This is a genomic window from Leucobacter sp. PH1c (genome assembly GCF_000633415.1).
GTDB lineage: Bacteria > Actinomycetota > Actinomycetes > Actinomycetales > Microbacteriaceae > Leucobacter.
The window spans coordinates 63320-85324 of record NZ_AYMV01000001.1 but is presented as its reverse complement, the minus strand read 5'-3'; the positions used below and the strand labels follow the sequence as shown (position 1 = coordinate 85324).

At 70.4% G+C, this 22005-nt stretch carries 21 protein-coding genes; 6 read left to right on the top strand and 15 right to left on the bottom strand.

What is annotated here, in order from left to right:
* Positions 1-96 precede the first annotated feature (96 nt).
* Positions 97-1269 (bottom strand): acetyl-CoA C-acyltransferase, encoded by a 1173-nt coding sequence (locus U874_RS0100385; protein WP_025132569.1) that lies wholly within the window; start codon positions 1267-1269, stop codon positions 97-99.
* Positions 1270-1421: 152 nt separating this feature from the next.
* Here U874_RS0100385 and U874_RS14560 point away from each other — a divergent pair, with 152 nt between their 5' ends.
* Positions 1422-2699, top strand: coding sequence for a D-alanyl-D-alanine carboxypeptidase family protein (locus U874_RS14560; RefSeq protein ID WP_025132568.1), 1278 nt, complete (start codon positions 1422-1424; stop codon positions 2697-2699).
* Between the two features lie 48 nt (positions 2700-2747).
* On the opposite strand, the gene U874_RS0100375 is transcribed toward U874_RS14560, so the two are convergent.
* From U874_RS0100375 to U874_RS0100355, 5 genes are read right to left on the bottom strand one after another with little or no spacing between them, the layout of a single operon-like run.
* Positions 2748-4025 (bottom strand): M20 family metallo-hydrolase, encoded by a 1278-nt coding sequence (locus U874_RS0100375; protein WP_025132567.1) that lies wholly within the window; start codon positions 4023-4025, stop codon positions 2748-2750.
* Between the two features lie 30 nt (positions 4026-4055).
* Positions 4056-5765, bottom strand: coding sequence for a thiamine pyrophosphate-dependent enzyme (locus U874_RS0100370; RefSeq protein WP_025132566.1), 1710 nt, complete (start codon positions 5763-5765; stop codon positions 4056-4058).
* Between the two features lie 42 nt (positions 5766-5807).
* Positions 5808-6458: an RraA family protein gene (locus U874_RS0100365; protein ID WP_025132565.1), complete on the bottom strand. Its 651-nt coding sequence runs from the start codon at positions 6456-6458 to the stop codon at positions 5808-5810.
* Complete coding sequence (locus tag U874_RS0100360; protein WP_081809833.1) at positions 6455-6841, bottom strand: RidA family protein; 387 nt, start codon at positions 6839-6841, stop codon at positions 6455-6457. Before U874_RS0100360 ends, U874_RS0100365 begins: the two co-directional genes overlap by 4 nt.
* On the bottom strand, positions 6838-8190 hold the full coding sequence (locus U874_RS0100355; RefSeq protein WP_232755831.1) for an MFS transporter: 1353 nt from the start codon (positions 8188-8190) through the stop codon (positions 6838-6840). The genes U874_RS0100360 and U874_RS0100355 overlap by 4 nt, the downstream gene beginning before the upstream one ends.
* Before the next feature lie 208 nt (positions 8191-8398).
* On the opposite strand from U874_RS0100355, the gene U874_RS0100350 reads away from it, so the two are divergent.
* Positions 8399-9559, top strand: a complete 1161-nt coding sequence (locus U874_RS0100350) for a helix-turn-helix domain-containing protein (RefSeq protein WP_025132562.1) — start codon at positions 8399-8401, stop codon at positions 9557-9559.
* 77 nt (positions 9560-9636) lie between these two features.
* Positions 9637-10107: a zf-TFIIB domain-containing protein gene (locus tag U874_RS0100345; protein WP_025132561.1), complete on the top strand. Its 471-nt coding sequence runs from the start codon at positions 9637-9639 to the stop codon at positions 10105-10107.
* 50 nt (positions 10108-10157) lie between these two features.
* Here the strand turns inward: U874_RS0100345 and U874_RS0100340 are convergent, their stop codons facing one another.
* Positions 10158-10814, bottom strand: a complete 657-nt coding sequence (locus tag U874_RS0100340) for a TetR/AcrR family transcriptional regulator (RefSeq protein WP_025132560.1) — start codon at positions 10812-10814, stop codon at positions 10158-10160.
* A 136-nt stretch (positions 10815-10950) separates the two neighbouring features.
* Between U874_RS0100340 and U874_RS0100335 the strand changes: the two genes are divergently transcribed.
* Positions 10951-11679, top strand: coding sequence for a Pr6Pr family membrane protein (locus U874_RS0100335; protein WP_025132559.1), 729 nt, complete (start codon positions 10951-10953; stop codon positions 11677-11679).
* Between the two features lie 79 nt (positions 11680-11758).
* On the opposite strand, the gene U874_RS0100330 is transcribed toward U874_RS0100335, so the two are convergent.
* Together U874_RS0100330 and U874_RS0100325 are read right to left on the bottom strand one after the other, a co-directional pair.
* Positions 11759-13483, bottom strand: a complete 1725-nt coding sequence (locus U874_RS0100330; protein WP_025132558.1) for a long-chain-fatty-acid--CoA ligase — start codon at positions 13481-13483, stop codon at positions 11759-11761.
* Positions 13484-13864: 381 nt separating this feature from the next.
* The gene (locus U874_RS0100325) at positions 13865-14941 is read right to left on the bottom strand and encodes a 2,3-butanediol dehydrogenase (RefSeq protein ID WP_025132557.1); all 1077 of its coding nucleotides are present in this window, start codon (positions 14939-14941) and stop codon (positions 13865-13867) included.
* Between the two features lie 187 nt (positions 14942-15128).
* On the opposite strand from U874_RS0100325, the gene U874_RS0100320 reads away from it, so the two are divergent.
* Together U874_RS0100320 and U874_RS0100315 are read left to right on the top strand one after the other, a co-directional pair.
* On the top strand, positions 15129-15632 hold the full coding sequence (locus tag U874_RS0100320; RefSeq protein WP_025132556.1) for a MarR family winged helix-turn-helix transcriptional regulator: 504 nt from the start codon (positions 15129-15131) through the stop codon (positions 15630-15632).
* Positions 15633-15753: 121 nt separating this feature from the next.
* Entirely contained in the window at positions 15754-16785 is a 1032-nt protein-coding gene (locus tag U874_RS0100315; protein ID WP_025132555.1) for an AbaSI family restriction endonuclease, read from the top strand.
* A gap of 84 nt (positions 16786-16869) precedes the next feature.
* Here U874_RS0100315 and nrdF read toward each other — a convergent pair whose 3' ends face one another.
* The 6 genes from nrdF to U874_RS0100285 all read right to left on the bottom strand — a co-directional run bounded on the left by nrdF (position 16870) and on the right by U874_RS0100285 (position 21987).
* Positions 16870-17838: a class 1b ribonucleoside-diphosphate reductase subunit beta gene (nrdF, locus tag U874_RS0100310; protein ID WP_025132554.1), complete on the bottom strand. Its 969-nt coding sequence runs from the start codon at positions 17836-17838 to the stop codon at positions 16870-16872.
* Positions 17839-17887: 49 nt separating this feature from the next.
* A complete protein-coding gene (gene nrdE / locus U874_RS0100305; protein WP_025132553.1) occupies positions 17888-20029 on the bottom strand; it encodes a class 1b ribonucleoside-diphosphate reductase subunit alpha in 2142 nt (713 codons plus the stop codon).
* Complete coding sequence (gene nrdI, locus U874_RS0100300; RefSeq protein WP_025132552.1) at positions 20029-20430, bottom strand: class Ib ribonucleoside-diphosphate reductase assembly flavoprotein NrdI; 402 nt, start codon at positions 20428-20430, stop codon at positions 20029-20031. The genes nrdE and nrdI overlap by 1 nt, the downstream gene beginning before the upstream one ends.
* Positions 20431-20531: 101 nt before the next feature.
* Positions 20532-20768 (bottom strand): glutaredoxin-like protein NrdH, encoded by a 237-nt coding sequence (gene nrdH, locus U874_RS0100295; RefSeq protein ID WP_025132551.1) that lies wholly within the window; start codon positions 20766-20768, stop codon positions 20532-20534.
* Positions 20769-21097: 329 nt separating this feature from the next.
* Positions 21098-21487 carry a hypothetical protein gene (locus tag U874_RS15445; RefSeq protein ID WP_157834191.1) on the bottom strand — a complete coding sequence of 130 codons (390 nt, stop codon included), beginning with the start codon at positions 21485-21487 and terminating at the stop codon, positions 21098-21100.
* A gap of 41 nt (positions 21488-21528) precedes the next feature.
* On the bottom strand, positions 21529-21987 hold the full coding sequence (locus U874_RS0100285; RefSeq protein ID WP_025132549.1) for a 23S rRNA (pseudouridine(1915)-N(3))-methyltransferase RlmH: 459 nt from the start codon (positions 21985-21987) through the stop codon (positions 21529-21531).
* Between the last annotated feature and the right edge of the window lie 18 nt (positions 21988-22005).

The window sequence follows — 22005 nt, the reverse complement described above, 5'->3', positions numbered from 1 at the left end:
ACCGTGTGCACCAGCCGCCCTCACTTCCGTGGGACGCGGAATCGCCCCGCTTCGAGGGTATCGGGAGCCGGCGGCGGCGCCGGCCCCGGTCGCCGCTTAGAGCGCGCGGAGCACGACGGCGGAGCCCTGGCCGCCGCCGCCGCAGATGCCGATCGCGCCGAGCGTGCCCGAGCCCGCGGCCGCGAGCTGCCGCGCGAGCGTGCCCACGATGCGCGCGCCCGAGGCGCCGATCGGATGGCCGAGCGCGATCGCGCCACCGTGCGGGTTCACGATCGCGGGATCGATGCCGAGCTCGCGCGTGGACTGGAGGCCCACCGCGGCGAACGCCTCGTTGATCTCGACGGCCGCGAGATCGCCCGCGGAGACCCCGTCGAGCTTCGCGAGCGCCGCCGCGATCGCGCGCGCGGGCTGCGAGTGGAGGTGCGTGTCCGGGCCAGCCACGAACGCGGTGGCCTCGACGCGCGCGATCGGCGCGAGCCCGAGCTGCTCGGCCGCGGCCTCGCTCACGAGCACGAGCGCCGCCGCACCGTCCGTGATCTGGGAGGCGTTGCCCGCGGTGATGGTGCCGTCCTTCGCGAACGCGGGGCGCAGCGCGGCAAGGCCCTCCGCGGTCGTGTCCGCGCGCACCCCGTCGTCCGCCGACACCACCGTGTCGCCCCGGCGCGAGGAGAGGGTGATGGGCGCGATCTCCTCGGCGAGGAACGCGGCCGATGCCGCGGCGCGCTGGTGCGAGGCGGCGGCGAACGCGTCCTGCTCCTCGCGCGTGAGGCCGAGCGGCGCGTTGCCCTGCTCGGTGAGCGCACCCATGGCGACCTGATCGAAGGCGTCGGAGAGGCCGTCGCGCTCGACCGTGTCGATCAGCTGCGCCGTGCCGTACTTGGTACCGGCGCGGAGCGGCATCACGTGGGGGGCGAGCGACATGGACTCCTGGCCGACGGCCACGACGACCTCGGCCTCGCCCGCGGCGATGAGGCGCACGGCCTGCGACACGGCCTCGGCGCCGGAGAGGCACACGGCGTTGAGCGTGATGGCGGGGACGTCGAGGGGAATGCCCGCGGCGACCGCGGTCTGGCGCGCGGGGTTCTGCCCCGCACCGGCCTGGAGCACCTGGCCGGCGACGAGCGCGTCCACCTGCTCGGCGGCGACGCCGGCGCGCTCGAGCGCGGCACGGGCTGCGTGCGCGCCGAGGGCCGTTGCGGGCTGGGACGCGAGCTGCCCCGTGAAGCGGGTGAAGGGGGTGCGCGCGTATCCCGCGATCAGTGCAGACATGGGGGCCTCCTCGGGCGACGGTGGATCCGGCGGAGCGCGCCGGCGCCCCGCGAGTACGGCCATCCTGCCAGGACGGCGCCGCGCACTCCCCCGCATCCTCGCACAGCGCAGGCCATCGCGGCTGTGCAGCGCGCCCCCAGTAGGCTGGGCGAATGCGATCCGACGCCACCCGCACCCGCCGCGCGGGCCGCGCCTGGGGCATCAGCGCGCTCACCGCGGTCGCCCTGCTCGGCGGCTACACGGCGGCCTGCGCGCTCACTCCGCTTCCGCAGCCCGAGGTGCGCGCCGCGGTCACCACCGCGACCGACCCCGTGAACATCGACGCGACGGCGACGGCCGCCGAGCTCACCGAGCGCACGCAGGCCGCGGTCGATGCGCAGGGCGGCCCCGCGGCGATCGGCTGGCTCGACGACGAGGAGGTGTGGAGCAACGACGATCGCGCCCACCCCATCGCGAGCATCTCGAAGCTCGTCACGGTGCTCGTGGGGCTCGAGCGCGCGCCGCTCGCCCCGGGTGCCGACGGGCCCGTGCACGTCTGGACCGAGGCCGACGCGTCGCGGAGCCGCGGCTACCAGGCCCTCGGGGGCATCGCCTACCCGATTCCCGTCGGCACGGAGGTGACGACGCGGCAGCTGCTCACCCTCTCGCTGCTCCCCTCCGCGAACGATTTCATGGCCGCGTACGCCGCCGAGACGATCGGCGAGGGCGAGGCGTTCACGTCGGCGGTCGCCGATTGGGCGGCGCGCAACGGGCTCGATTCCGTCTCCCTCGCGGAGCCGACCGGCATGGACGAGGAGAACGTCGCGTCGGCCGCGGATGTCGTGCGGATCGCGCGCCTGGCGCTCGCCGAGCCCGTCGTCGCCGAGATCGTGCGCACGCCGAGCGCCGAGCTGCCGTGGGACATCGGCACCGTGCAGAACACGAACCCCCTCCTCACGAAGCTGCCCGGGGTGATCGGCGTGAAGACCGGCACTTCCGGGGCGGCGGGGGCCAACCTCGTCGCGGCGCAGGAGGCCGACGCGCACGGCCGCCCGGTGGTGCGGATCGCGGCGGTGCTGGGCCGCGACTCCGCCTCGCAGCGCGCGCAGGACGCCGGGACGCTCCTCACCGGGATGGGCGACGCGAGCCGCCAGGTGCAGCTCGTGCTCCCCGAGGAGCGGGTGGGCACCGCCACGACGATCGACGGCGCGGAGATCCCCCTCGTCGCCGATGGCAGCGCGGCGGCCGTGCTGCTGCCGAGCGAGGAGGCCGGCCGCGAGATCGCGCTCGCGCCCGTGGCCGCGGGCCCGGCCCGCCAGTCGGCGGGCCGGATCACGGTGACGGCGCCGGAGGGCGACACGGAGGTGGCGGTCGTCGCCGCGGAGCGGATCGAGGAGCCCGATCTCTGGTGGCGGGTGACGCACCCCGCCCGCGTCTTCGGCTGGGAGTAGCGCGGCCGCGGACCGGCGAGGCCGCGGCCTGGCGAGGCCGCGGCCCGGCTAGGCCGCGGGCGCCACGAGCGCGCCTGCGGCGAGCCGGCCGACGACGCCCGTGAGGTGCGCGATCCCGGCGAGCAGGTCCTCGTCCCGGGTGTACTCCGCGAGGTTGTGGGAGATCCCGTCCACACTCGGCACGAAGAGCATGACGGTCGGCACCTCGTCCTTCATGTTGGTCGAGTCGTGGCCGGCCACCGTCATCACGCGGTCGTGGGTGAGCCCCAGCTCCTCCGCGACCTCGCGTGCGAGCTCGACCCCGTGCTCGGGGTACGGGTTCTGATCCCATGCGTGCTCGGCGATCACCTCGATCCCCACCCGGTCCTCGCGCTGCACGCGCTCGACGGTCGCCATGAGTGAGGCGTGCGCGGCGCGGATCACCTCAGCATCGGGTGAGCGGAGGTCGAGCAGCAGCTCCACCTCGCTCGCCACGACGACCGGCGAATTCGGGTACACGTTGAGCTCGCCGCACGCCGTGTGGAGCGAGCCCGGCGCAAACTCGTCGACGAGCTCGCGGGCCGCGACGACGAGGCGGGCCGCGCCGAGCAGCGCGTCGCGCCGCTCGGGCATGAGGGTGGAGCCGCTGTGCGCCTGCTCGCCCGTCACCCGGAACTCGAACTTGTGCGCGGCCCAGGTCGCGTTCACGAGCCCGATCGTCACACCGTCCTGCTCCATGCTGCGCCCCTGCTGCACGTGGATCTCCGCGTACGAGGCGACGCTGCGCCCCGAGTCGCCGCCGAAGACGGGGCCGGATCCCAGCTCGCCGAGCCCGCCCATGGCCTCCGCGACGGTCGTGCCGCGGGGATCCGGGGTGGCGAGCGCCTCCGGGAGATCGAGCTTGCCCGTGAACACGGAGCTGCCCATCATGGAGGGCTTGAAGCGCGAACCCTCCTCGTTGAACCAGTTCACCACGGCGAGGTTGAAGCGCGCGCCCTCCGGCCGGGCGCGCAGCTCGTCGGCCACGCGGAAGCAGGCGTACGCCGAGGCCATCACCCCGTAGGCGCCGTCGAAGCGGCCCGCCGTCGGCTGCGAGTCCATGTGCGAACCCGTGAGCACGTAGGGCGCGCCGGGGACGAGCTCGAGCAGCCCGAACTGATTGCCGATCTCGTCCCGCAGTACCGTGAAGCCGCGCGATTCGAGCAGCTCCGCGAACCAGGCGCGCTGCGCGCCGTCGGCCGCGCTCCCGGCCTGGCGGTCGACGCCGTTCGTGCCAGGAACCGCGCCGAACGCCGAGTGCGTCGCCCAATCGGTAAGGAATGCGGAGTCGTGATTCTGATGCGTCATCGAGGGGTCCTTTCGCCTGATCTCGCGGGCCTAGGCGCGGCCAGTGCCGCTCGCGGGCACGTCGCCGCTCGCGGGCACGTCGCTGCTCGCGGGCGGCATGATGGTGTCCGGGATGAGGACGTGGAGCAGGGCCGGGCCGTCGGCCGCGAGCGCGCGCTCGAGCGCGGGCCCGAACTCCTCGGTCCGCTCGACCCGCTCGCCGTGGCCGCCGAAGGAGCGCATCCAGGCGGCGAAATCGGGGTTCGCCATCCGGGTGCCCGAGGGGCGCCCCGGGTAGTGGTTCTCCTGGTGCTGCACGATGGTGCCGTAGATCCCGTTGTCGATCACGATGGTGAGCGGGGCGGCGCCGTGCGCCACCGCCGTGGCGAGCTCCTGCCCGTTCATCATGAAGTCGCCGTCGCCGCACACCGCGACCGCCGTGCGCTCCGGGAAGATGAGCGAGGCGGCAACGGCCGCGGGAACCGCGAGGCCCATGGCGCCGTTCCGGGCGCCGACGAGGCTTGCCGAGCGGAGGTGCCGCACGAAGCGGTGCGCCCAGATCGTCGCGTTGCCCGCCCCGAACGTGAGCACGGCCTCGCCGCGCAGCTGATCGTCGAGCTCGCCGAACGCGATCCCGAGATCCATCGCCTGTGCTTCGCCCGCGATCACGGCGTCCGGACGGTGCGCGGCCGTGCGGCGCTGCGCCTCGGCTCGACCCGTGAGCCAGGCGTCGCCGCGCGCACCGCGGGCCGCAGCGGGGTCGACCGCGGCGAGCGCAGCGACGAACGTCGCGGGGGTCGCGAGAATGTGCTGATCCGTGCGTCCCGAGTGCATAGCCGCGTCGGGGTCGGCCGTGACGAGCACCGTCTCCGCGTCGAAGCCCTGGGTGTAGCCGTCGCTCAGCACGTCGGCGCGGCCGCAGCCCACGAAGACGAGCAGGTCGGCCGTGCGGTAGCCCTCGGCCACGGCGTCGGTGCGGCCGTAGCCGAGCCAGCCGGCCCACGCAGCGCCGTCGTGGGGCACCGTGTCGTACGCGCGCCAGTCGGCGAAGACGGGGATGCCCGCGGCCTCGGCGAACGCGAGCAGCGCGCGCCCCTCGCCGCCGTGCCAGCCGTCGCCGCCCGTCACGATCGCGGGGCGTTCGGCCGCGGCGCACCGCGCGACGAGCTCCGCAACGGCGTCCGGGTGCGGCGCCGGGGCGGGCGGCAGCACGGGCTGCGCGACCCGCGGCGCGGCGGGGAGCACGAGCACATCTTCGGGCAGGCCGATCACGACCGGTCCGGGGCGGCCCGCCGCGGCGATGCGCATCGCCTCGGCGACGAGCGCGCCCGCGCGATCGGGATCGTCGATCGTCATGACCCGCTTCGCGGTGGAGCCGAACCAGCCCGTGAGGCTGAACTCCTGGAACGCCTCGCGCTCGCGGTCGTTCACGGGGACGAGCCCCACGAAGAGCACGAGCGGCGTCGCATCCTGGTACGCCGTGTGCACCGCGATCATCGCGTTCGCGGCGCCGGGTCCCCGCGTCACCATCGCGATGCCGGGGCGGCCGGTGAGCCGGCCCTCCGCGAGCGCCATGAACCCTGCGCCGCCCTCCTGGCGGCACACCACCGTCTCGATCCCCGAGTCGTGGAGCCCGTCGAGCACGTCGAGGTAGCTCTCGCCCGGCACGGCGTAGACGCGCTCGACGCCGTGCGCCTCGAGGGTCCGGACGATCAGGTGGCCCGCCGAGTGCGTCTCGGCGACGGGCTGCTGCGAAGTCATGTTGCTCTCCTTGTGAAGCGGTGAACGCTGGGTCGTGAGGGTCTAGAGGGCCGGATCGGCCGTGGCGAGGAGCGTGTCGAGCGGCTCGCCCGCGGCGATCCGGGCGAGCAGCTCGGGTTCGGCCGCGTCGGATGCGAGGGCGGCGCTCAGCACGGCGGGATCCGGGCCGGCCGGCGGGAGCACGAGCACGCCCTGCGCGTCGCCGAGCACGAGGTCGCCCGGGCGCACCGTGACCCCGGCGACCTCGATCGCGCGGTCGAGTCCGCCGTCGGCGTCGCCGGCCATCGCGCCGGAGCGCTTCGTCGTGCGCGCGGTGAGCCCGGTCGCGAAGACCGGGAGCCGATCCTGCACCTCGCGCAGCGCGGACGCATCGGTCACCGGGCCGTCGACGACGATCCCCGCCGCGCCCCGCGCGATCGCGGCGTGCGCCGTGACCGCGCCGACCGGGGCGTGCCCGCGACCCGCCACGCGGATCACGAGCACCTCCCCGGCCTCGAGTGCGAGCAGCGCGCGGTTCACGGCGTAGGCGTCGGGCGAGGTGAGGTCGAGCGTGCGGGCGCGGCCCACGAGCTGCGGCCCGTGGTTCACCGGGCGGAGCTCCTGGCCGCAGAAGCCGTCCTCGAGGAAGTGGCCGAGCGTGGGGAGCTCGACCGCGCGCAGTGCGGCGAGGAGCTCCGCGTCTGCGGCACTCATCGCTCGAGCTCCGCGCGGACGGCCGCGACGCACTCGATCTCGAAGGGGATGTCCCAGATGTCGACGCACACCGTGGTGCGCGCCGGCTTCGCCTCGCCGAAGTACTCCGCGTAGACGCGGTTGAACTCCTCGCGCTGCGCGGGATCGGTGAGGAACGCGGTGACCTTCACGACGTGCGCGAGATCGGACCCTGCAGCTTCGAGCACCGAGCGCAGGTTCTCGATGCAGACGCGCACCTGATCCTCGAAGCGCTCGGGCAGCGTGCCATCGGCCCGGAAGGGCACCTGCCCCGTCGTGAAGACGAAGCCGTTCGCCACCACGGCCTGCGAGTAGGGCCCGATCGCCGGGGCGAGCCCCGGCGCCGAGTCGATCCGGCGGATCATCGGTCCACCGAGATGGCGGTCGTCGCGCCGACCCGGTCGATGTTGCGCGAGCGGTTGTCCGCGAGCATGAAGAGCGCGACGAACGAGAGCGCGGCGGACGCGGCGATGTACCAGGCGATCGAGTCGCTCTGACCGGTGAGGTTCAGCAGCCAGACGGTCACGGCGGGGGTGATCGCCGAGCCCAGCAGGCCCGAGAGCATGTAGGAGATCGAGAGGCCCGAGTACCGCACCTTCGAGCCGAAGAGCTCGGCGAGGAACGTGGCAATGGGGCCGTAGTTCGCGGAGAAGGCGACCATCATGAGCGCGTAGGCGAGGAACAGGCCTCCCACGGTGCCCGTGTTGATGAGCCAGAAGAAGGGGAACGCGAGGAGCGCCTCGGCCGCGATGCCGGCTGCGATGATCGGCTTGCGCCCGTAGCGGTCGGAGAGCCGGCCGAAGAACGGGATGAGGAAGAGGCCGATGATGCAGGCGACGAGCACCACCCAGAGCATGAGGTTCGCCGAGAAGCCCTGCTCGCTGGTGCCGTAGTTCATGCCGGACGCGACCATGAGGGTGAAGGTGGACCCCGTCGAGAGCGTCGCGACGCCGCCGAGGATGACCTGCTTCCAGTAGTGCTTCATGAGGTACGCGAACGGCAGCTTCGCCTTCGCACCCTGCTCGCGGACCTGCTGGAAGCTCGGGGTCTCCTCGATGTTCAGGCGGATGTAGATGCCCACGGCGACGAGCAGCACCGAGGCGATGAAGGGCACGCGCCAGCCCCAGGAGAGGAGGGCCTCCTCGGAGACCGCGGCCGTGACGATCAGGAAGGCGACGTTCGCGAGGAGGGTGCCGAAGGGCACGCCGACCTGCACGAGCGAGCCGTACCAGCCGCGCTTGTCCTCGGGCGCGTGCTCGACGGTCATGAGCACGGCGCCGCCCCACTCGCCACCGAGCGCGAGGCCCTGGATGATGCGCAGCGTGAGGAGGATGAACGGCGCGGCGAGGCCGATCGTGTTGAAGTCGGGCACGAGACCGATCGCGAGGGTCGCGCCGCCCATCGTGAGGAGCGAGACGAGCAGCATCGACTTGCGGCCGAGGCGGTCACCGAAGTGGCCGAACAGGATCGCGCCGAGGGTGCGGGCCACGTACGCGGCCGCGAAGGTGAGGAAGGAGAGGATCGTGCCGACGGCGGGCGGCAGATCGGGGAAGAACACCTGGTTGAACACGAGCGCCGATGCCGTGCCGAACAGGAACAGGTCGTACCACTCGACGGTCGTCCCGATCACGCTCGCCGTGGCGATCTTCCGCATCTTCGACTGGTCGAGTCGCGCGTTGGGGACAGCCTCGTCCAGAGCTGGCTGTGCAGTCATTGTTTCCTCCATGGAATACGTGGTGGGCACGTCGCTGGCCCATCACTCTACGGTCTCGCTTCTCGCGGGCCGCAGCAATCGACATTCGCACACGGATCCCCCGTGAGAGTATGCAGATGCACAGCCAGGGATCGCAATTCGAGCCTTTTCTCGCCGCTGAGTGTGTGAATACTCAATACACTGGGAGCACTCGCTCGAAGGAGGCCCCATGCCCACGCGCACCGCCCCGCAGGACGCCTGGTGGCTCGCGACGCTCGCCGACCTCCGGGCCGACATGGACGCGCTCGTGGCCGACTTCATTTCGCGCCTCCGCGCGGCGGGCAGCGGCTACGAGAGCATCACGGCTGAGGACCTCCACCTCACCGCCCACGAGACCCTCACCCTGCTCATCTCCGAGCTGCGCGGCGAGCCGACGCCCCAGGCGCTGCGCGACCTCCCGCAGCGCCTGGGCGTGCGGCGCGCGCGGCAGGGGGTCGACCGGGATCGCCTGCTCGAGGCCGTGCGCCTCGACTACCGGGTGCTCTGGGCCGGCCTCACCCGCGTGGTGGATCCCGCGGACTCGCACCTGCTCGTCGAGCACGCGGAGGTGGTGCTCTCCACCGTCGAGGAGTACATCCGGGAGGTGCAGGTCGCGTTCCTGAACGAGCGGGACGTGCTCGCACGCGACTCGCGCGCGACCGAGACTCGCGCGCTCGCGCGCCTGCTCTCCGCGGAGGATCCGGCAGCCGCGGCCGAGGACGTCGCCGCCGACCTCGGGCTCCCCGTCGGCGCAGCCTACGAGGCGATCTTCGTCCCCGATTCCGCGGCGGCGCAGGCCCGCCAGCGCGTCGCCGATCTGCAATACACCCGGCAGCGCTTCCTCATCTGGGACTTCGACGACGGCGTGCTGTTCGTGCGCCCCCAGTTGGCGGTGCTGGGCAGCCATCCGCTCGCCGCCGTGCGCGGCGTCGTGGTCGCCGAGATCGACGGGCTCGCCGGCGTCGCCGCGGCCGCTCGCCTCGCCCACCGGCTCGCCCCGCACGCCCCCGAGGGGCGGCTGAGCGACGAGCAGGAGCTCTGGGTGCCCGTCGCCGCGCACGCGCTTGCGCCGATCCTGCCCGGCCTGAGCCCCGCAGCCCTCGCCGCGCTGCGCGCCGCGGCCCCGGCCGAGCGGGAGCGCCTCGTCTCCACCTTCCTGAGCTACTGCGAGACGGGATCCGTGAAGCTCACCGCCGAGGCCGGCTTCGTGCACCGCAACACCGTGGTGAACCGGCTCCGCAGCTTCCACGACCTCACGGGCATGGATCCCACCGTGCCGCGCGACGCGGCGCGCGCGCTGATCGCGCTGGCCGGGCTGCAGCGCGAGGGCGGGGATCCCGCCGCGGGGTGAGCGGCGGTGCTTTGAATCCACCGAGAAGGAGCGGTCCTCCCGGCTCCCGCTGATCCCGCCCCCATACGCTGACGGGTATGAACTGCCCCACTGATGGAACGACCCTGCTCATGAGCGAGCGCCAGGGCATCGAGATCGACTACTGCCCCGAGTGCCGAGGCATCTGGCTCGATCGGGGTGAGCTCGACAAGATTCTCGACCGCGCCCAGGCCGAGGCCGCCGCGTTCACCGCCCCGGGCGGCGCGCCCGCGACCCCGGGCGTCGCCCCGGCCGCGCAGGCTCCAGCACCGCAGGCACCCGCGGCTCCTCCCGCCCCGACCTCCGGCGCGAACGAACGGCGGTACGACGAACAGCGGTACGACGAGCAGCGGTACGACGAGCGCCGCTCCGGCGACCACCGTGGGTACGATGACCGCCGCTCCGATGAGCGCGGGTATGGCGAGCGCGGATATGGAGACCGCGGGTACGGTGACCGCCGCGGGTACGGCGATCCCCGCTCCCGCAAGAAGAAGAGCCCGTTCGACTTCCTCGGCGACATCTTCGAGTAGGCCGGAGCGCCGGCGCCGGGCGCCCGCCCGGCGCTCGCTGCGCGCGGGCGCTACCCGTTCGCGGCGGCCGAGCGCGCGATCGAGTCGAGGATCGCGGTGATCCCGGCGCGGTACACCGTGATCCCGTCGATCGCGAGCAGCGCCTCGCGGTGCGCGCTGACGTGCGGGAACTCGGCGAGATCCACCGAGCCGAACGTGCTGATCCAGGGGATCGTCCCGTCCCGGCTACTCTCCGAGCGCTCGAGCGCCTCCTGCGCGAGGGCCGCGCTCTGCGCGAGCGTGAAGCCCGAGATCGCGGCGTAGGCGGTGATGAGCTCCGTCCCGGCAAGCCCAGCGTCGGCGAGCATCTCGAGGATGAACTCGTCGGAGGCGACGTCGCCGGGACCCACGGGATCGACCATCGCCCACTCCGCACCGATAGCAGGGTGCTCCAGGCTCAGCTCGGCCATCCGGGTGACGAACGCTTCGAGACGGGCCCGCCAGTCCCCCGGCGTCGCGCGCGCATCGGCGGTCGCGGTGGCGGCGAGCCGGTCGAGCGCGGCGCGGATCAGCTCGTCCTTGTTGCGGAAGTGCCGGTACATCGCGGTCGCGTCGACGCCGAGCGCCTCGCCAAGCCGCTTGAACGTGATGCGCGCCTGCGGTTCACCGCTCGCAAGACCGAGCACCGCATCGACGATCGTGCGCTGGTCCAGGCGGCCTCGCTTCATCCGCGCCACCTCCGTCAGTCTGCACGTGCGCCTCGGAACCGGACCGGCGCACCTCCGGGTCAGTCTAGCGCTTCACGACGCCGCGCCGAGTGCGCGTCGCTCGCGCGATTCGCCCGCCCCGTGGTGAGATAGTGCCGTGGACACCATCGCCGCTCCCCAGACCGCCGCCGAAGGGCGCGCATCCGCCGTCGGAGCGCTGCGCTCCCGCCCGCTCGCGCTCGCCTTCCGCGCCGTCGCGCTCCTCGTCGTGCTGACGGGACTTCTGCGGATCACGGGCGCGCTCACCCCGGACCCCAGCTGGGGCGCGCTGCGCTACTACACCGTGCTCAGCAACCTGCTCTGCCTCCTCTGGCTCGTGGTGCTCATCGCGCGGACGATCCACGAGCTGCGCACGCTGGGCCCGCGCGGCACCTCGACGCCCTCGGCCCGGGCGAGCGGCGCCGTCATGATGGCGATCACCGTGACCATGCTCGTCTACCTCGTGGTGCTCGTGCCCACGGCGTTCCAGCAGGAGGGCGACTACGTGCCCTTCTCGCTCACGGACAACCTGATCCACATCATCACGCCCGCACTGCTGATCCTTGACTGGCTGCTGTTCGTGCCCAAGGGCCGGCTGCGCTGGATCGACCCCGTGCTCTGGGCGCTCATTCCGTACGCGTACCTCGCCTACGCGCTCGTGTACGGCGGGCTCGGCGGGGAGTTCGCGGCCGGGCAGAGCTACCCGTACCCGTTCCTCGACGTGGCCAGGCTCGGCTGGGGCGGCGTGGCGCTCTGGATCGCGGCGCTCTCGGTCGCGCTGATCGGGGTCGGCTACGTCTACGTCGCGCTCGACCGCCTGCTCGCGCGTCTCCTCACTCGCGGCTGATCAGGGGCCGGCGAGCCCGCCGCGCCCTGCCCCGATCCGGCCGGGACCCGTCGCGCCGGATTCCGCTCCGGGAACCCCGCTACTCGGCGGCGTCCTCGGGCGCCGCGCGCACCGCGCCCCGGTCCGCAACGAGCGTGTCGCGCACCTTTCGGCGCAGCACCTTGCCGATGAGCGACTTCGGCAGTTCCTCCCACACGAGGTAGGTGCTCGGCCGCTTGTACTCCGCGAGGTGCTCGCGCGCGGCGGCGCGGGCCGCCTCCTCGTCGAACTCGGCACCCGGCTCGAGCACCACCGCGACCGTCACGACCTCCGCGCCGCTGCCGCGGGGGATGCCGACGACCGCCGACTCCGCGACGCCGGGGAGCGCGTTCACCACCCGCTCGACCTCGCTCGGAGAGACGTTGAAGCCGCCCGTGATGATGAGCTCCTTCTTCCGGTCGACGACGGTCACGAAGCCGTCCTCGTCCTGCACCACGAGATCGCCCGTGCGGAGCCAGCCGCCGTCGAGCAGCGTCGCCGCCGTCTCCTCGGGCCGGTTCCAGTATCCGAGGAACACCTGCGGGCCCGCGATGAGCAGCTCGCCCACCTCGCCCTGCGCCACCTGACGGCCCGGCTCCTCGGGATCCACGACGCGGATGTCCGTGGAGGGGAACGGGATCCCGATCGCACCGATCCGGCGCTCCGCGGTGAAGGGGTTCGCGAGCGCGATGGGGCTCGTCTCGGTGAGGCCGTACCCCTCGTTGAGCATGCTGCCCGCGAGATCCTCCCACCGCTTCACGATCGCGGGGGTGAGGGTCATCGCGCCGGAGATCGAGTAGACCACCTGGCTGAGGTCGAGCTTCCCGTCGCGCGCGACGCGCGCCAGCCGGTCGAACATGGGCGGCACCGCGGGGATGAAGGTGGGCGGGAAGCGCTTCGCCGCCTGGGCCACGAGCTCGGGGTCGAAGGTGGGGAAGAGCACGGCCCGGGATCCCGTCTCGACCGAGTAGATCACCGAGAGGAGCAGCCCGAAGGAGTGGAACATCGGCAGGAGGCCGTAGATCGACCCCTCACCGCGGGTGAACTCCGGCATCCAGGCGGCGCCCATGCGGGCGTTGGCCCACAGGTTGCCGTGCGTGATCATGGCGCCCTTCGGCGCCCCCGTGGTGCCCGAGGTGTACTGCAGGCAGGCAACGTCGTCGCGGCCGGGCCGGGGGTGCGCCGCGGGCAGCGGGGTGGCGCGCTCGAGCTCCGCGAACGACACCGTGCCGCTCGTGGGCGCGGTGAGCGCCGCGCGAGACGAGCGGGCCTTCGCGATGGGCAGGCGCAGGGCCGCGCGAGTGGCGAACGGCATCGCCCGGGTGATGTCGACCGCGACGACGGTGCGGATCCCGAGCTCCGCGGGCAGCGACTGCACGGTGCCGACGACCTTGTCCCAGGCGATGACGACGGCGGCGCCGTGATCGCGGAACTGCGTGTCGAGCTCGTCGCGGGTGTAGAGCGGGTTGTGCTCGACGACCACGCCGCCGAGCCGCAGCACCGCGTAGAAGGCGATGACGTGCTGCGGCGCGTTCGGCATGATGAGCGCGACACGGTCCCCCGCGCGCACGCCGAGATCCGCGAGCCCCTGCGCCGCGCGCGCGACGCGCTCGCCGAGTTCCCGGTAGGTGACGGTGCGCCCGAAGAAGCTGATCGCGTCGCGGTCGGCCCACTGGGCGCAGCGCTCGTCGAGGAGATCCACGAGGGATCCCGTGACGGGCTCAATGTCGACCGGGGTGCCCGGGGCGTAGAAGCGGTTCCAGGCGCGCGTGTCATTCAACTGCATGCGTCAAGGGTAACCCCCTCGGGGGTATGCTCCGCCCCCGCGGCCGCGCTCGAACGCGTGTGCGAGCGCCGTGCCCCTGAGCGAAGAAGGCCCCGGTGGCGGGCAGGTTTTCCCCACACCCTGTGCAGGGACATGTGGATAACTCGCAGATATGTGCGGAACATTCTGCACAGCCATGTGGATAAGTCGAAGCGAACTTCGAAATGACATTGATGTCATTCGATTGCCCGCGCACGGGGGGTGCCTCGGGATCCGCGCCTCGCGGTCCCCCACCTCGGGACCCCGCGCCTCGGGGTCCGCGTTCGCGAACAAGCAACGCGGCCGGGGCGGGGCCGCTGCCCCACCCCGGCCGCGCACGCCGGAATCGCTGCAGCCGTTCGGCTACAGCCCCTTGCCCGTCGGCGAGACGAGGATCTTCACCGCGGTCTCGTTGCGGTTGATGAGCGTGTCGAAGCCCTCGTCGACGAGCCCCTCCAGGCCGATCCGGCCCGTGATGAAGGGCTTGAGGTCGATCTTCCCGGACTCGACGAGCGCGATCGTGGCGGGGTGGGAGTTCACGTAGCCGATCGTGCCGCGGACATCGATCTCCTTCATGACGAGCTTGTGCATGTCGAAGGTGGCGGGCTTGCCCCAGATCGAGATGACCACGATGACGCCCGTGGGGCGCACCGCGTCCATCAGGGTGTCGAAGACGACCTGCACCGAGGTCGCCTCGAAGGCGACGTGCGCGCCCTTGCCGTCGGTGAGCTTCTTCACCTCGGCGACGACGTCGACCTCGGCCGGGTTCAGCGCGACATCGGCGACACCCGAGTCGAGCGCCTTCTGGCGACGCAGCGGCGAGAGCTCGGAGACGATCACCGTGACGCCGAGCGCGCGCAGCACCGCTGCCGTGAGGAGGCCGATCGGCCCGGCGCCGCCGACGAGCGCGGTCTGACCCGCGACCACGCCGGAGCGCTGCACCGCGTGGTAGGCCACGGAGAGCGGCTCGATGAGCGCGGCCTCGTCGAGCGCGACGGACGCGTCGATCTTGTGCACCCAGCGGCGCTGCACCACGATGTTCTCGGCGAGTCCACCGCCGCGGCCGCCCAGGCCGATGAAGTTCATGTCTGGCGACAGGTGGTAGTCGTTCGAGTCGGGGCCCGTGTTGACGTCGTCGCGGATGATGTAGGGCTCGACCACCACGTGATCGCCCACCGCGAGATCAGTGACGCCCTCGCCAACCTCGGAGATGACGCCCGAGAACTCGTGTCCGAGCGTCACGGGAGCGTCCTCGCCCGAGATGGGGTGCGGATGCCCGTGCTCGGGCACGAAGATGGGGCCCTCGAGGTACTCGTGCAGGTCCGTGCCGCAGATGCCGGTCCAGGCCACGTCGATGCGCACGGTCCCGGCCTCGAGCGGCTGCGGCTCGATGTCCTCGATGCGGATGTCCTTGCGGCCGTAGTAGCGCGCTGCCTTCATGGTGTTCAACCTCTCAGTGCAAGGTCGCAACCGACACGAAGCCGCCGTCCCTTGTGGGGTCGGCACCGACCGGTCAGTTGCCGGATGGGTTTTCGCTCAACCGGAGGCGAGCTGCTCGCCTCCGAGTTGATACATCAATCATAGCCGCTGCTAGTGTTGACACGTCAACCATGCGAGGAGGCACGCCATGACCGAGTTCCCGGGACGCCACTCGCCGGACGCCCAGCAGCTGCTCGTCTGGCGAGACTTCATCGAGTCTGCTGAGATCCTGCGCAGCCGCATGGACCGCCGGCTCGCGGCGGAATCCGCGCTCTCCCTCGGTGACTACCGCGTGCTGCTCGCGCTGAGCGAGGCCGAGGGCCACACGCTGCGCTCCTCCGAGCTCGCCGACCTCGTCGAGTGGGAGCGCAGCCGCCTCTCGCACCACGTGGGGCGCATGGAGCGGCGGGGCCTGGTGCACCGCGGACCCGGCGGCGCGGCCTCGACGAGCAGTGGACGCGGCGGGGTGTACGTGACGATCACCGAGACCGGGCTCAGCGCCTTCCGCGCGGCCTCGGCCCGGCACCTCCACGCGGTTAAGGAGCTCTTCGTCGACGCGCTCACCCCCGAGCAGTCTCGGCACGCGGGCGAGATCGCGGCCGCGCTCCGCGCCCATCTCCGGGCGGATGCCGGGGGCTCGACACCCCACTGACCGTGCAGCACGCCCGGGTGAGCGAGCGCCGGGACATGAGGGGAGCCCGCTTCCGCAGCCATCGTGACGGGCCGCGTGTGCTACCTATCAATAAGCAATGTAATTCCTGCATACTTGAGGGATGATCGATCGGCTGGAATACCTCTCACGAACGCTGTCACGCACGCGACGCAAGGACTACGAGAACTACGTCATCAATGCGATCTGGCACCGGCTCAGCCCCGAGGTACGCGGACAGCTCAAACCGGTGAGCCAGCAGTCCGTTCGAACCGAAGACGGTCGCCAGTTCTACATCGACCTCTACTTCCCACAGCTGAATCTCGCGATCGAGTGCGACGAACGTTTTCACGAGCACAACCAGCTCGCCGACGCCCAGCGGCAGGCCAGCATCATCACCGAGCTGCGCCCGGTCGAACACCCGGATCTCTTCACCACTCTGACCGCCATTCAGGCCAATGAGTGCGAGTTCCTCCGCGTCCCGGTGCCCGCTCCCGCGGACGCGGAGACTTCGAACGCGGGCCGCTCGCCCGAGGCGGTCACCGTCGCGCAGATCGATGCCACCATCGACGCGCACGTGGCCGAAATCACACGCAGGACAGCAACGGCAGACTTCGTCATGTGGGACGATCTCGATATCGCGAACGACCCGAACGCCTTCTACGCCGGACGGGATGAGTTCACCGTCGGGGACGGGGTGAGCTTCGCCACGATTGCCGAGATCTGCAACGTGCTGCTGGGCTGCAGCTATCGCGGGATCCAGCGCTCCTGGTTTACGCCCGCTGGCCTCGCCGGGACGCGAGGCACGGACCGCGACTACTCCACGTACCGGATCTGGTGCCCGAAGCTCGTCGGAACGGTGAGCGATTCGTTCCACTGGCAGAACTCGCTCGCGAGCGACGGCCGGACGATTTACACCCACAGGGGCGACGGCGGCGCCGTCGAAGAGATCTCGCCGGATCGCGTCACCAAGAGCCTCACATTCGCACAGGTCAGGAACCCCGTCACGCGGGAAATCGGATACCGATTCGTAGGGGTCTTCGAGCGCGCAGCCGGCCCCGCCGGAGTGATCAACGGGGGCACCACGGAGGTGCATCGTCGTGTCGGAGAGCGCTTCCCGAAGATGCCCGCAGCCGACGGCACCGGAGAGCACTAGCGTCGTGCACAGCACGAGGCCCGGAATCGCTCGCGCGGTTCCGGGCCTCGTGCGCCCGCGAGTGCGGGCCGGAGCAGCTCCGGGCTAGAAGTCCCAGTCCTCGTCCTCGGTGGCCTCCGCCTTGCCGATGACGTAGGAGGATCCCGATCCCGAGAAGAAGTCGTGGTTCTCGTCCGCGTTCGGCGAGAGCGACGACAGGATCGCCGGGTTGACGTCGGTCATCTCCTTGGGGAACATCGGCTCGTAGCCGAGGTTCATGAGCGCCTTGTTGGCGTTGTAGTGGAGGAACTTCTTCACGTCCTCGGTGAGGCCGACGGGATCGTAGAGATCCTGCGTGTACTTCACCTCGTTCTCGTAGAGCTCGTACATGAGCGAGAAGGTGTAGTCCTTCAGCTCCTGGCGGCGCTCCTCGGTCTCGTTCTCGAGGCCCTTCTGGAACTTGTAGCCGATGTAGTAGCCGTGCACGGCCTCGTCACGGATGATGAGGCGGATGAGGTCCGCCGTGTTCGTGAGCTTGGCGTGCGCCGACCAGTACATGGGCAGGTAGAAGCCGGAGTAGAAGAGGAACGACTCGAGCAGCGTCGAGGCGATCTTCCGCTTCAGCGGGTCGTCGCCCTCGTAGTAGTCGACGATGATCTGGGCCTTCTTCTGCAGGTTCACGTTCTCCGTGGACCAGCGGAAGGCGTCGTCGATCTCCTGCGTGGAGCACAGCGTCGAGAAGATCGACGAGTAGCTCTTCGCGTGCACCGACTCCATGAACGCGATGTTCGTGTAGACGGCCTCCTCGTGCGGGGTGATCGCATCGGGGATCAGCGAAACCGCGCCCACGGTGCCCTGGATGGTGTCGAGCAGCGTGAGGCCCGTGAACACCCGCATCGTGAGGAGCTTCTCGTCCTCCGTGAGGGTCGCCCACGACTGCACGTCGTTCGACAGCGGCACCTTCTCGGGCAGCCAGAAGTTGTTGACGAGGCGGTTCCAGACCTCGAGGTCCTTGTCGTCCTCGATCCGGTTCCAGTTGATCGCCTGCACGGCGTGCCCCAACTTGAAGTTCATCGCGTCCCTTGCGTCTTTCTCCGTCAGTGGTAGTCGTCTCAGTGGCAGGTTAGAGCATGCAGCTCACGCACTCGGTCATGTCGGTGCCCTCGAGTGCGAGCTGGCGCAGGCGGATGTAGTAGATCGTCTTGATCCCCTTGCGCCATGCGTAGATCTGCGCCTTGTTGATGTCGCGCGTGGTGGCGGTGTCCTTGAAGAACAGCGTGAGCGACAGCCCCTGGTCGACGTGCTGCGTGGCCGCGGCGTAGGTGTCGATGATCTTCTCAGCGCCGATCTCGTACGCGTCGGTGTAGTACTCGAGGTTCTCGTTCGTCATGAACGGGGCCGGGTAGTACACGCGCCCGAGCTTGCCCTCCTTGCGGATCTCCACCTTCGACGCGATCGGGTGGATCGAGCTCGTCGAGTTGTTGATGTAGGAGATCGAGCCGGTGGGCGGCACGGCCTGCAGGTTCTGGTTGTAGATCCCGTGCTCCATGACGGACGCCTTGAGCGTGCGCCAGTCCTCCTGCGTGGGGATCGCGATGCCGGCGTTCTCGAACAGCTCGCGCACGCGGGCCGTCTCCGGCTCCCATGCGGCGTCCGTGTACTTGTCGAAGAACTCGCCCGAGGCGTACTTCGAGTCGGCGAAGCCGCCGAACACCTCGCCGCGCTCGATCGCGATCTTGTTCGACGCGGAGAGCGCGTGGAACAGCACCGTGTAGAAGTAGATGTTCGTGAAGTCGATGCCCTCTTCGGAGCCGTAGTGCACGTGCTCGCGCGCCAGGTAGCCGTGGAGGTTCATCTGACCCAGGCCGATCGCGTGCGACTGCGCGTTGCCGTCCTCGATCGAGCGCACCGACGTGATCGAGCTCATGTCGCTCACCGCGGTGAGCGAGCGGATCGCGAGGTCGACGGTGCCGGCGAGGTCGCCGCCGTCCATCGCCATGGCGATGTTCATCGACCCGAGGTTGCAGGAGATGTCCTTGCCGATCTGGTCGTAGCTGAGGTCCTCGTTGTAGGTGGTCGGGGTGTTGACCTGGAGGATCTCGGAGCACAGGTTCGACATGTTGATGCGGCCCTTGATCGGGTTCGCCGCGTTCACCGTGTCCTCGAACACGATGTAGGGGTAGCCCGACTCGAACTGCAGCTCGGCGACCGTCTGGAAGAACTGGCGGGCGCTGATCTTCGTCTTCTTGATGCGCGCATCCGCGACCATCTCGGCGTACTTCTCGGTGACCGAGATGTCGCCGAAGGGCACACCGTAGACGCGCTCGACGTCGTAGGGCGAGAAGAGGTACATGTCCTCGTTCTTCTTCGCCAGCTCGAAGGTGATGTCGGGCACGACAACGCCGAGCGAGAGCGTCTTGATGCGGATCTTCTCGTCCGCGTTCTCGCGCTTCGTGTCGAGGAACTTCATGATGTCGGGGTGGTGCGCGTTGAGGTACACCGCGCCCGCGCCCTGACGCGCGCCGAGCTGGTTCGCGTAGCTGAAGCTGTCTTCGAGCAGCTTCATCACGGGGATGATGCCGGAGGACTGGTTCTCGATCTTCTTGATCGGGGCGCCGGCCTCGCGGATGTTCGAGAGCGAGAGCGCCACGCCGCCGCCGCGCTTCGAGAGCTGCAGCGAGGAGTTGATGCCGCGCGAGATCGACTCCATGTTGTCCTCGACGCGGAGGAGGAAGCAGGAGACGAGCTCGCCGCGCTGCGCCTTGCCGAGGTTCAGGAAGGTGGGGGTGGCCGGCTGGAAGCGGCCCGAGATCATCTCGCGCATGAAGCCGCGTGCGAGCTCCTCGTCGCCGCGGGCGAGGCCGAGGGCGACCATGACGACGCGGTCCTCGAAGCGCTCGAGGTAGCGCTTGCCATCGAACGTCTTGAGCGCGTAGGAGGTGAAGAACTTGAAGGCGCCGAGGAACGCGGGGAAGCGGAACTTCATCGCGTACGCCTCGTCGGTCAGCCGCTCGACGAACTTCGCGTCGTACTGATCGAGCAGTTCCTTCTCGTAGTAGTCGTTGTCGATGAGGTAGCGCAGGCGCTCCTCGAAGTTGTGGAAGAACACCGTGTTCTGGTTGACGTGCTGCAGGAAGTACTGGCGCGCGGCCTCGCGATCCTTGTCGAACTGGATCTTGCCGTCGGCGTCGTACAGGTTCAGCATCGCGTTCAGCGAGTGGTAATCCATGTCGCTGATCTTCGACGACGCGAGCCCGGGCTCCATCACTGTTGCTTCCAAAACTGTTCCAATCCATCGTGGACGACGCGCACGTCGTCCGGGGTGCCAAAGAGTTCGAATCGGTAGAGGACCGGTACGTGGCACTTCCGCGCCACGATGTCCCCTGCGAGGCCGTACGCCTCGCCGAAATTGGTGTTGCCCGAGGCGATCACGCCTCGGATCAACGTCCGGTTGCGCTCATCGTTGAGAAACCGGATGACCTGCTTCGGGACGGCCCGAGTCTCGGGGCCCCCGCCGTAGGTGGGCAGGAGGAGCACGAACGGCTCCGTGACGACGAGCGGCTCATCGTGCGCGTAGAGCGGGATGCGATGCGCCGGCCGTCCAAGTTTCTCGACGAATCGGTGGGTGTACCCCGAGACGCTCGAGAAGTAGACCAGATCAGCCACGGCCTTCACCTCTCATCCCCGACTGAGTTCACGCTACCGAAGCGCCCCGACCAGCGAAGCACGGGACTCCGCTCGCACGGGGCGCTGCGTGGGGCTCGGGATCAGTCGGCGAGGCGGCTGGCGAGCTCCGAAATCTTGTCGGGACGGAAGCCGGACCAGTGCTCCTCATCGGTCACCACAACGGGCGCCTGCAGGTACCCGAGCTCCTTCACCGTCTCGAGTGCCGCTTCGTCCTGCGAGAGGTCGAGCACGTTGTACTCGATCCCCTTGCTGTCGAGCGCCCGGTACGTCGCGGTGCACTGCACGCACGACGGCTTGGTGTATACCGTAATGGCCATTTCACGCCCTTCTCGAACAACCTCGCGCCTCACCCCGAGGCACTACATCTAGTGAACCACACCTCGGCCAACCACAACATGATGTAGTTACATCAATGTAGTTATTCACGGTCTATCCACCAGAAACGCCACTTGCTTGGGGAGAACTTTCGGCGCAGTTCCGCCCCTTTCGGGGGGTTATCCACAGGGTGAGCGGGCCCGGAAGAATTTGCCGCACACCCCTCCCTCGGCGTGTCGCGCGAGCGCCCCCAGAGGAGCCCCGTGGGCGCGCCCAGCGCACCGCGCTCCGGAGCTCGGAGCTTCCTCTGCGGGGCCTCTGCGGCGCCCCCTCACAGCGCGATCGGCCACAGCAGCTCCGTTCCGTCCGCCTGGAACCAGCGCAGCACCAGCATCCCGTCGGGGGCCTGCGCGGCCGCCTCGGCGTGGACGCCCCGCAGCACCACGCGCACGCGCTCCCCCGGGTGGACCGTCTGCGGGAGGGAGAGCCCCAGCATCCCGCGGCCCGCGAGCGCGAAGCGGACGGAGGTGAGCGGCGCGTGGCCGACGTGGGCCACCTCGATCACCCCCGAGGGCGAGCGCTCCGTGACCCGCCAGGGCACAACCACGCCGGGCGGCGGCACCGGGGCCGCGGCGCGCGGCGCAGCGCCGGCACCGGGCCGAGCTGAGCGCGCCCGCGCGGCCGGGGGCCGCCGCCGAGTCGAGAGCCGGAAGGGGTTCATGCGGGGAGGATACCGGCGGCCTCCGACACTGTGGCCGAGGCTCAGACGTGGTGGTAGGACCGCCCCGCGGAGATCTCCTGGGCGCGGTAGAGCTGCTCCACGAGGATGAGCCGCACGAGCTGATGCGGGAAGACGAGAGCGGACAGGCTCCACACGAAGTTCGCGCGCTGCCGCACGGCGTCGGACACCCCGTAGGCGCCGCCGATCACCACGACGATCTGCCGTCCCGCGTCGAGCTCCGCGCGCACCCGCCGCGCGAGCTCGGGCGAATCGACGTTGCGCCCGCGCTCATCGAGGAGCACCACGAAGGCGTCGCGGTCGAGCTTCGCGAGGATCCGCTCCGATTCCTCCGCCCGCGCGGCCTCGCCGTCGCGCGCGGAGTGCGGCAGCAGCTGCCACGCCGTGTCGAAGGGCTTGCGCAGGCGCTGCTCGTAGCGCCCGATCCCCTCGGTCACCCAGGCCTCGTGCTTCTTCCCGACCGCCAGAATCCTGATGCTCACGCGCGCTCCGTCCGCTCC

What these genes read in the sequence shown, in the direction of transcription:
- U874_RS0100370 (WP_025132566.1), bottom strand. Translation starts at nt 5,765, where the DNA reads ATGACTTCGCAGCAGCCCGTCGCCGAGACGCACTCGGCGGGCCACCTG.
- U874_RS0100340 (WP_025132560.1), bottom strand. Translation starts at nt 10,814, where the DNA reads ATGAAGCGAGGCCGCCTGGACCAGCGCACGATCGTCGATGCGGTGCTC.
- U874_RS0100365 (WP_025132565.1), bottom strand. Translation starts at nt 6,458, where the DNA reads ATGAGTGCCGCAGACGCGGAGCTCCTCGCCGCACTGCGCGCGGTCGAG.
- U874_RS0100385 (WP_025132569.1), bottom strand. Translation starts at nt 1,269, where the DNA reads ATGTCTGCACTGATCGCGGGATACGCGCGCACCCCCTTCACCCGCTTC.
- U874_RS0100320 (WP_025132556.1), top strand. Translation starts at nt 15,129, where the DNA reads ATGACCGAGTTCCCGGGACGCCACTCGCCGGACGCCCAGCAGCTGCTC.
- U874_RS14560 (WP_025132568.1), top strand. Translation starts at nt 1,422, where the DNA reads ATGCGATCCGACGCCACCCGCACCCGCCGCGCGGGCCGCGCCTGGGGC.
- U874_RS0100345 (WP_025132561.1), top strand. Translation starts at nt 9,637, where the DNA reads ATGAACTGCCCCACTGATGGAACGACCCTGCTCATGAGCGAGCGCCAG.
- U874_RS15445 (WP_157834191.1), bottom strand. Translation starts at nt 21,487, where the DNA reads ATGAACCCCTTCCGGCTCTCGACTCGGCGGCGGCCCCCGGCCGCGCGG.
- U874_RS0100325 (WP_025132557.1), bottom strand. Translation starts at nt 14,941, where the DNA reads ATGAAGGCAGCGCGCTACTACGGCCGCAAGGACATCCGCATCGAGGAC.
- U874_RS0100375 (WP_025132567.1), bottom strand. Translation starts at nt 4,025, where the DNA reads ATGACGCATCAGAATCACGACTCCGCATTCCTTACCGATTGGGCGACG.
- nrdE (WP_025132553.1), bottom strand. Translation starts at nt 20,029, where the DNA reads ATGGAGCCCGGGCTCGCGTCGTCGAAGATCAGCGACATGGATTACCAC.
- U874_RS0100360 (WP_081809833.1), bottom strand. Translation starts at nt 6,841, where the DNA reads ATGATCCGCCGGATCGACTCGGCGCCGGGGCTCGCCCCGGCGATCGGG.
- U874_RS0100350 (WP_025132562.1), top strand. Translation starts at nt 8,399, where the DNA reads ATGCCCACGCGCACCGCCCCGCAGGACGCCTGGTGGCTCGCGACGCTC.
- U874_RS0100355 (WP_232755831.1), bottom strand. Translation starts at nt 8,190, where the DNA reads ATGACTGCACAGCCAGCTCTGGACGAGGCTGTCCCCAACGCGCGACTC.
- nrdH (WP_025132551.1), bottom strand. Translation starts at nt 20,768, where the DNA reads ATGGCCATTACGGTATACACCAAGCCGTCGTGCGTGCAGTGCACCGCG.
- U874_RS0100330 (WP_025132558.1), bottom strand. Translation starts at nt 13,483, where the DNA reads ATGCAGTTGAATGACACGCGCGCCTGGAACCGCTTCTACGCCCCGGGC.
- nrdF (WP_025132554.1), bottom strand. Translation starts at nt 17,838, where the DNA reads ATGAACTTCAAGTTGGGGCACGCCGTGCAGGCGATCAACTGGAACCGG.
- U874_RS0100315 (WP_025132555.1), top strand. Translation starts at nt 15,754, where the DNA reads ATGATCGATCGGCTGGAATACCTCTCACGAACGCTGTCACGCACGCGA.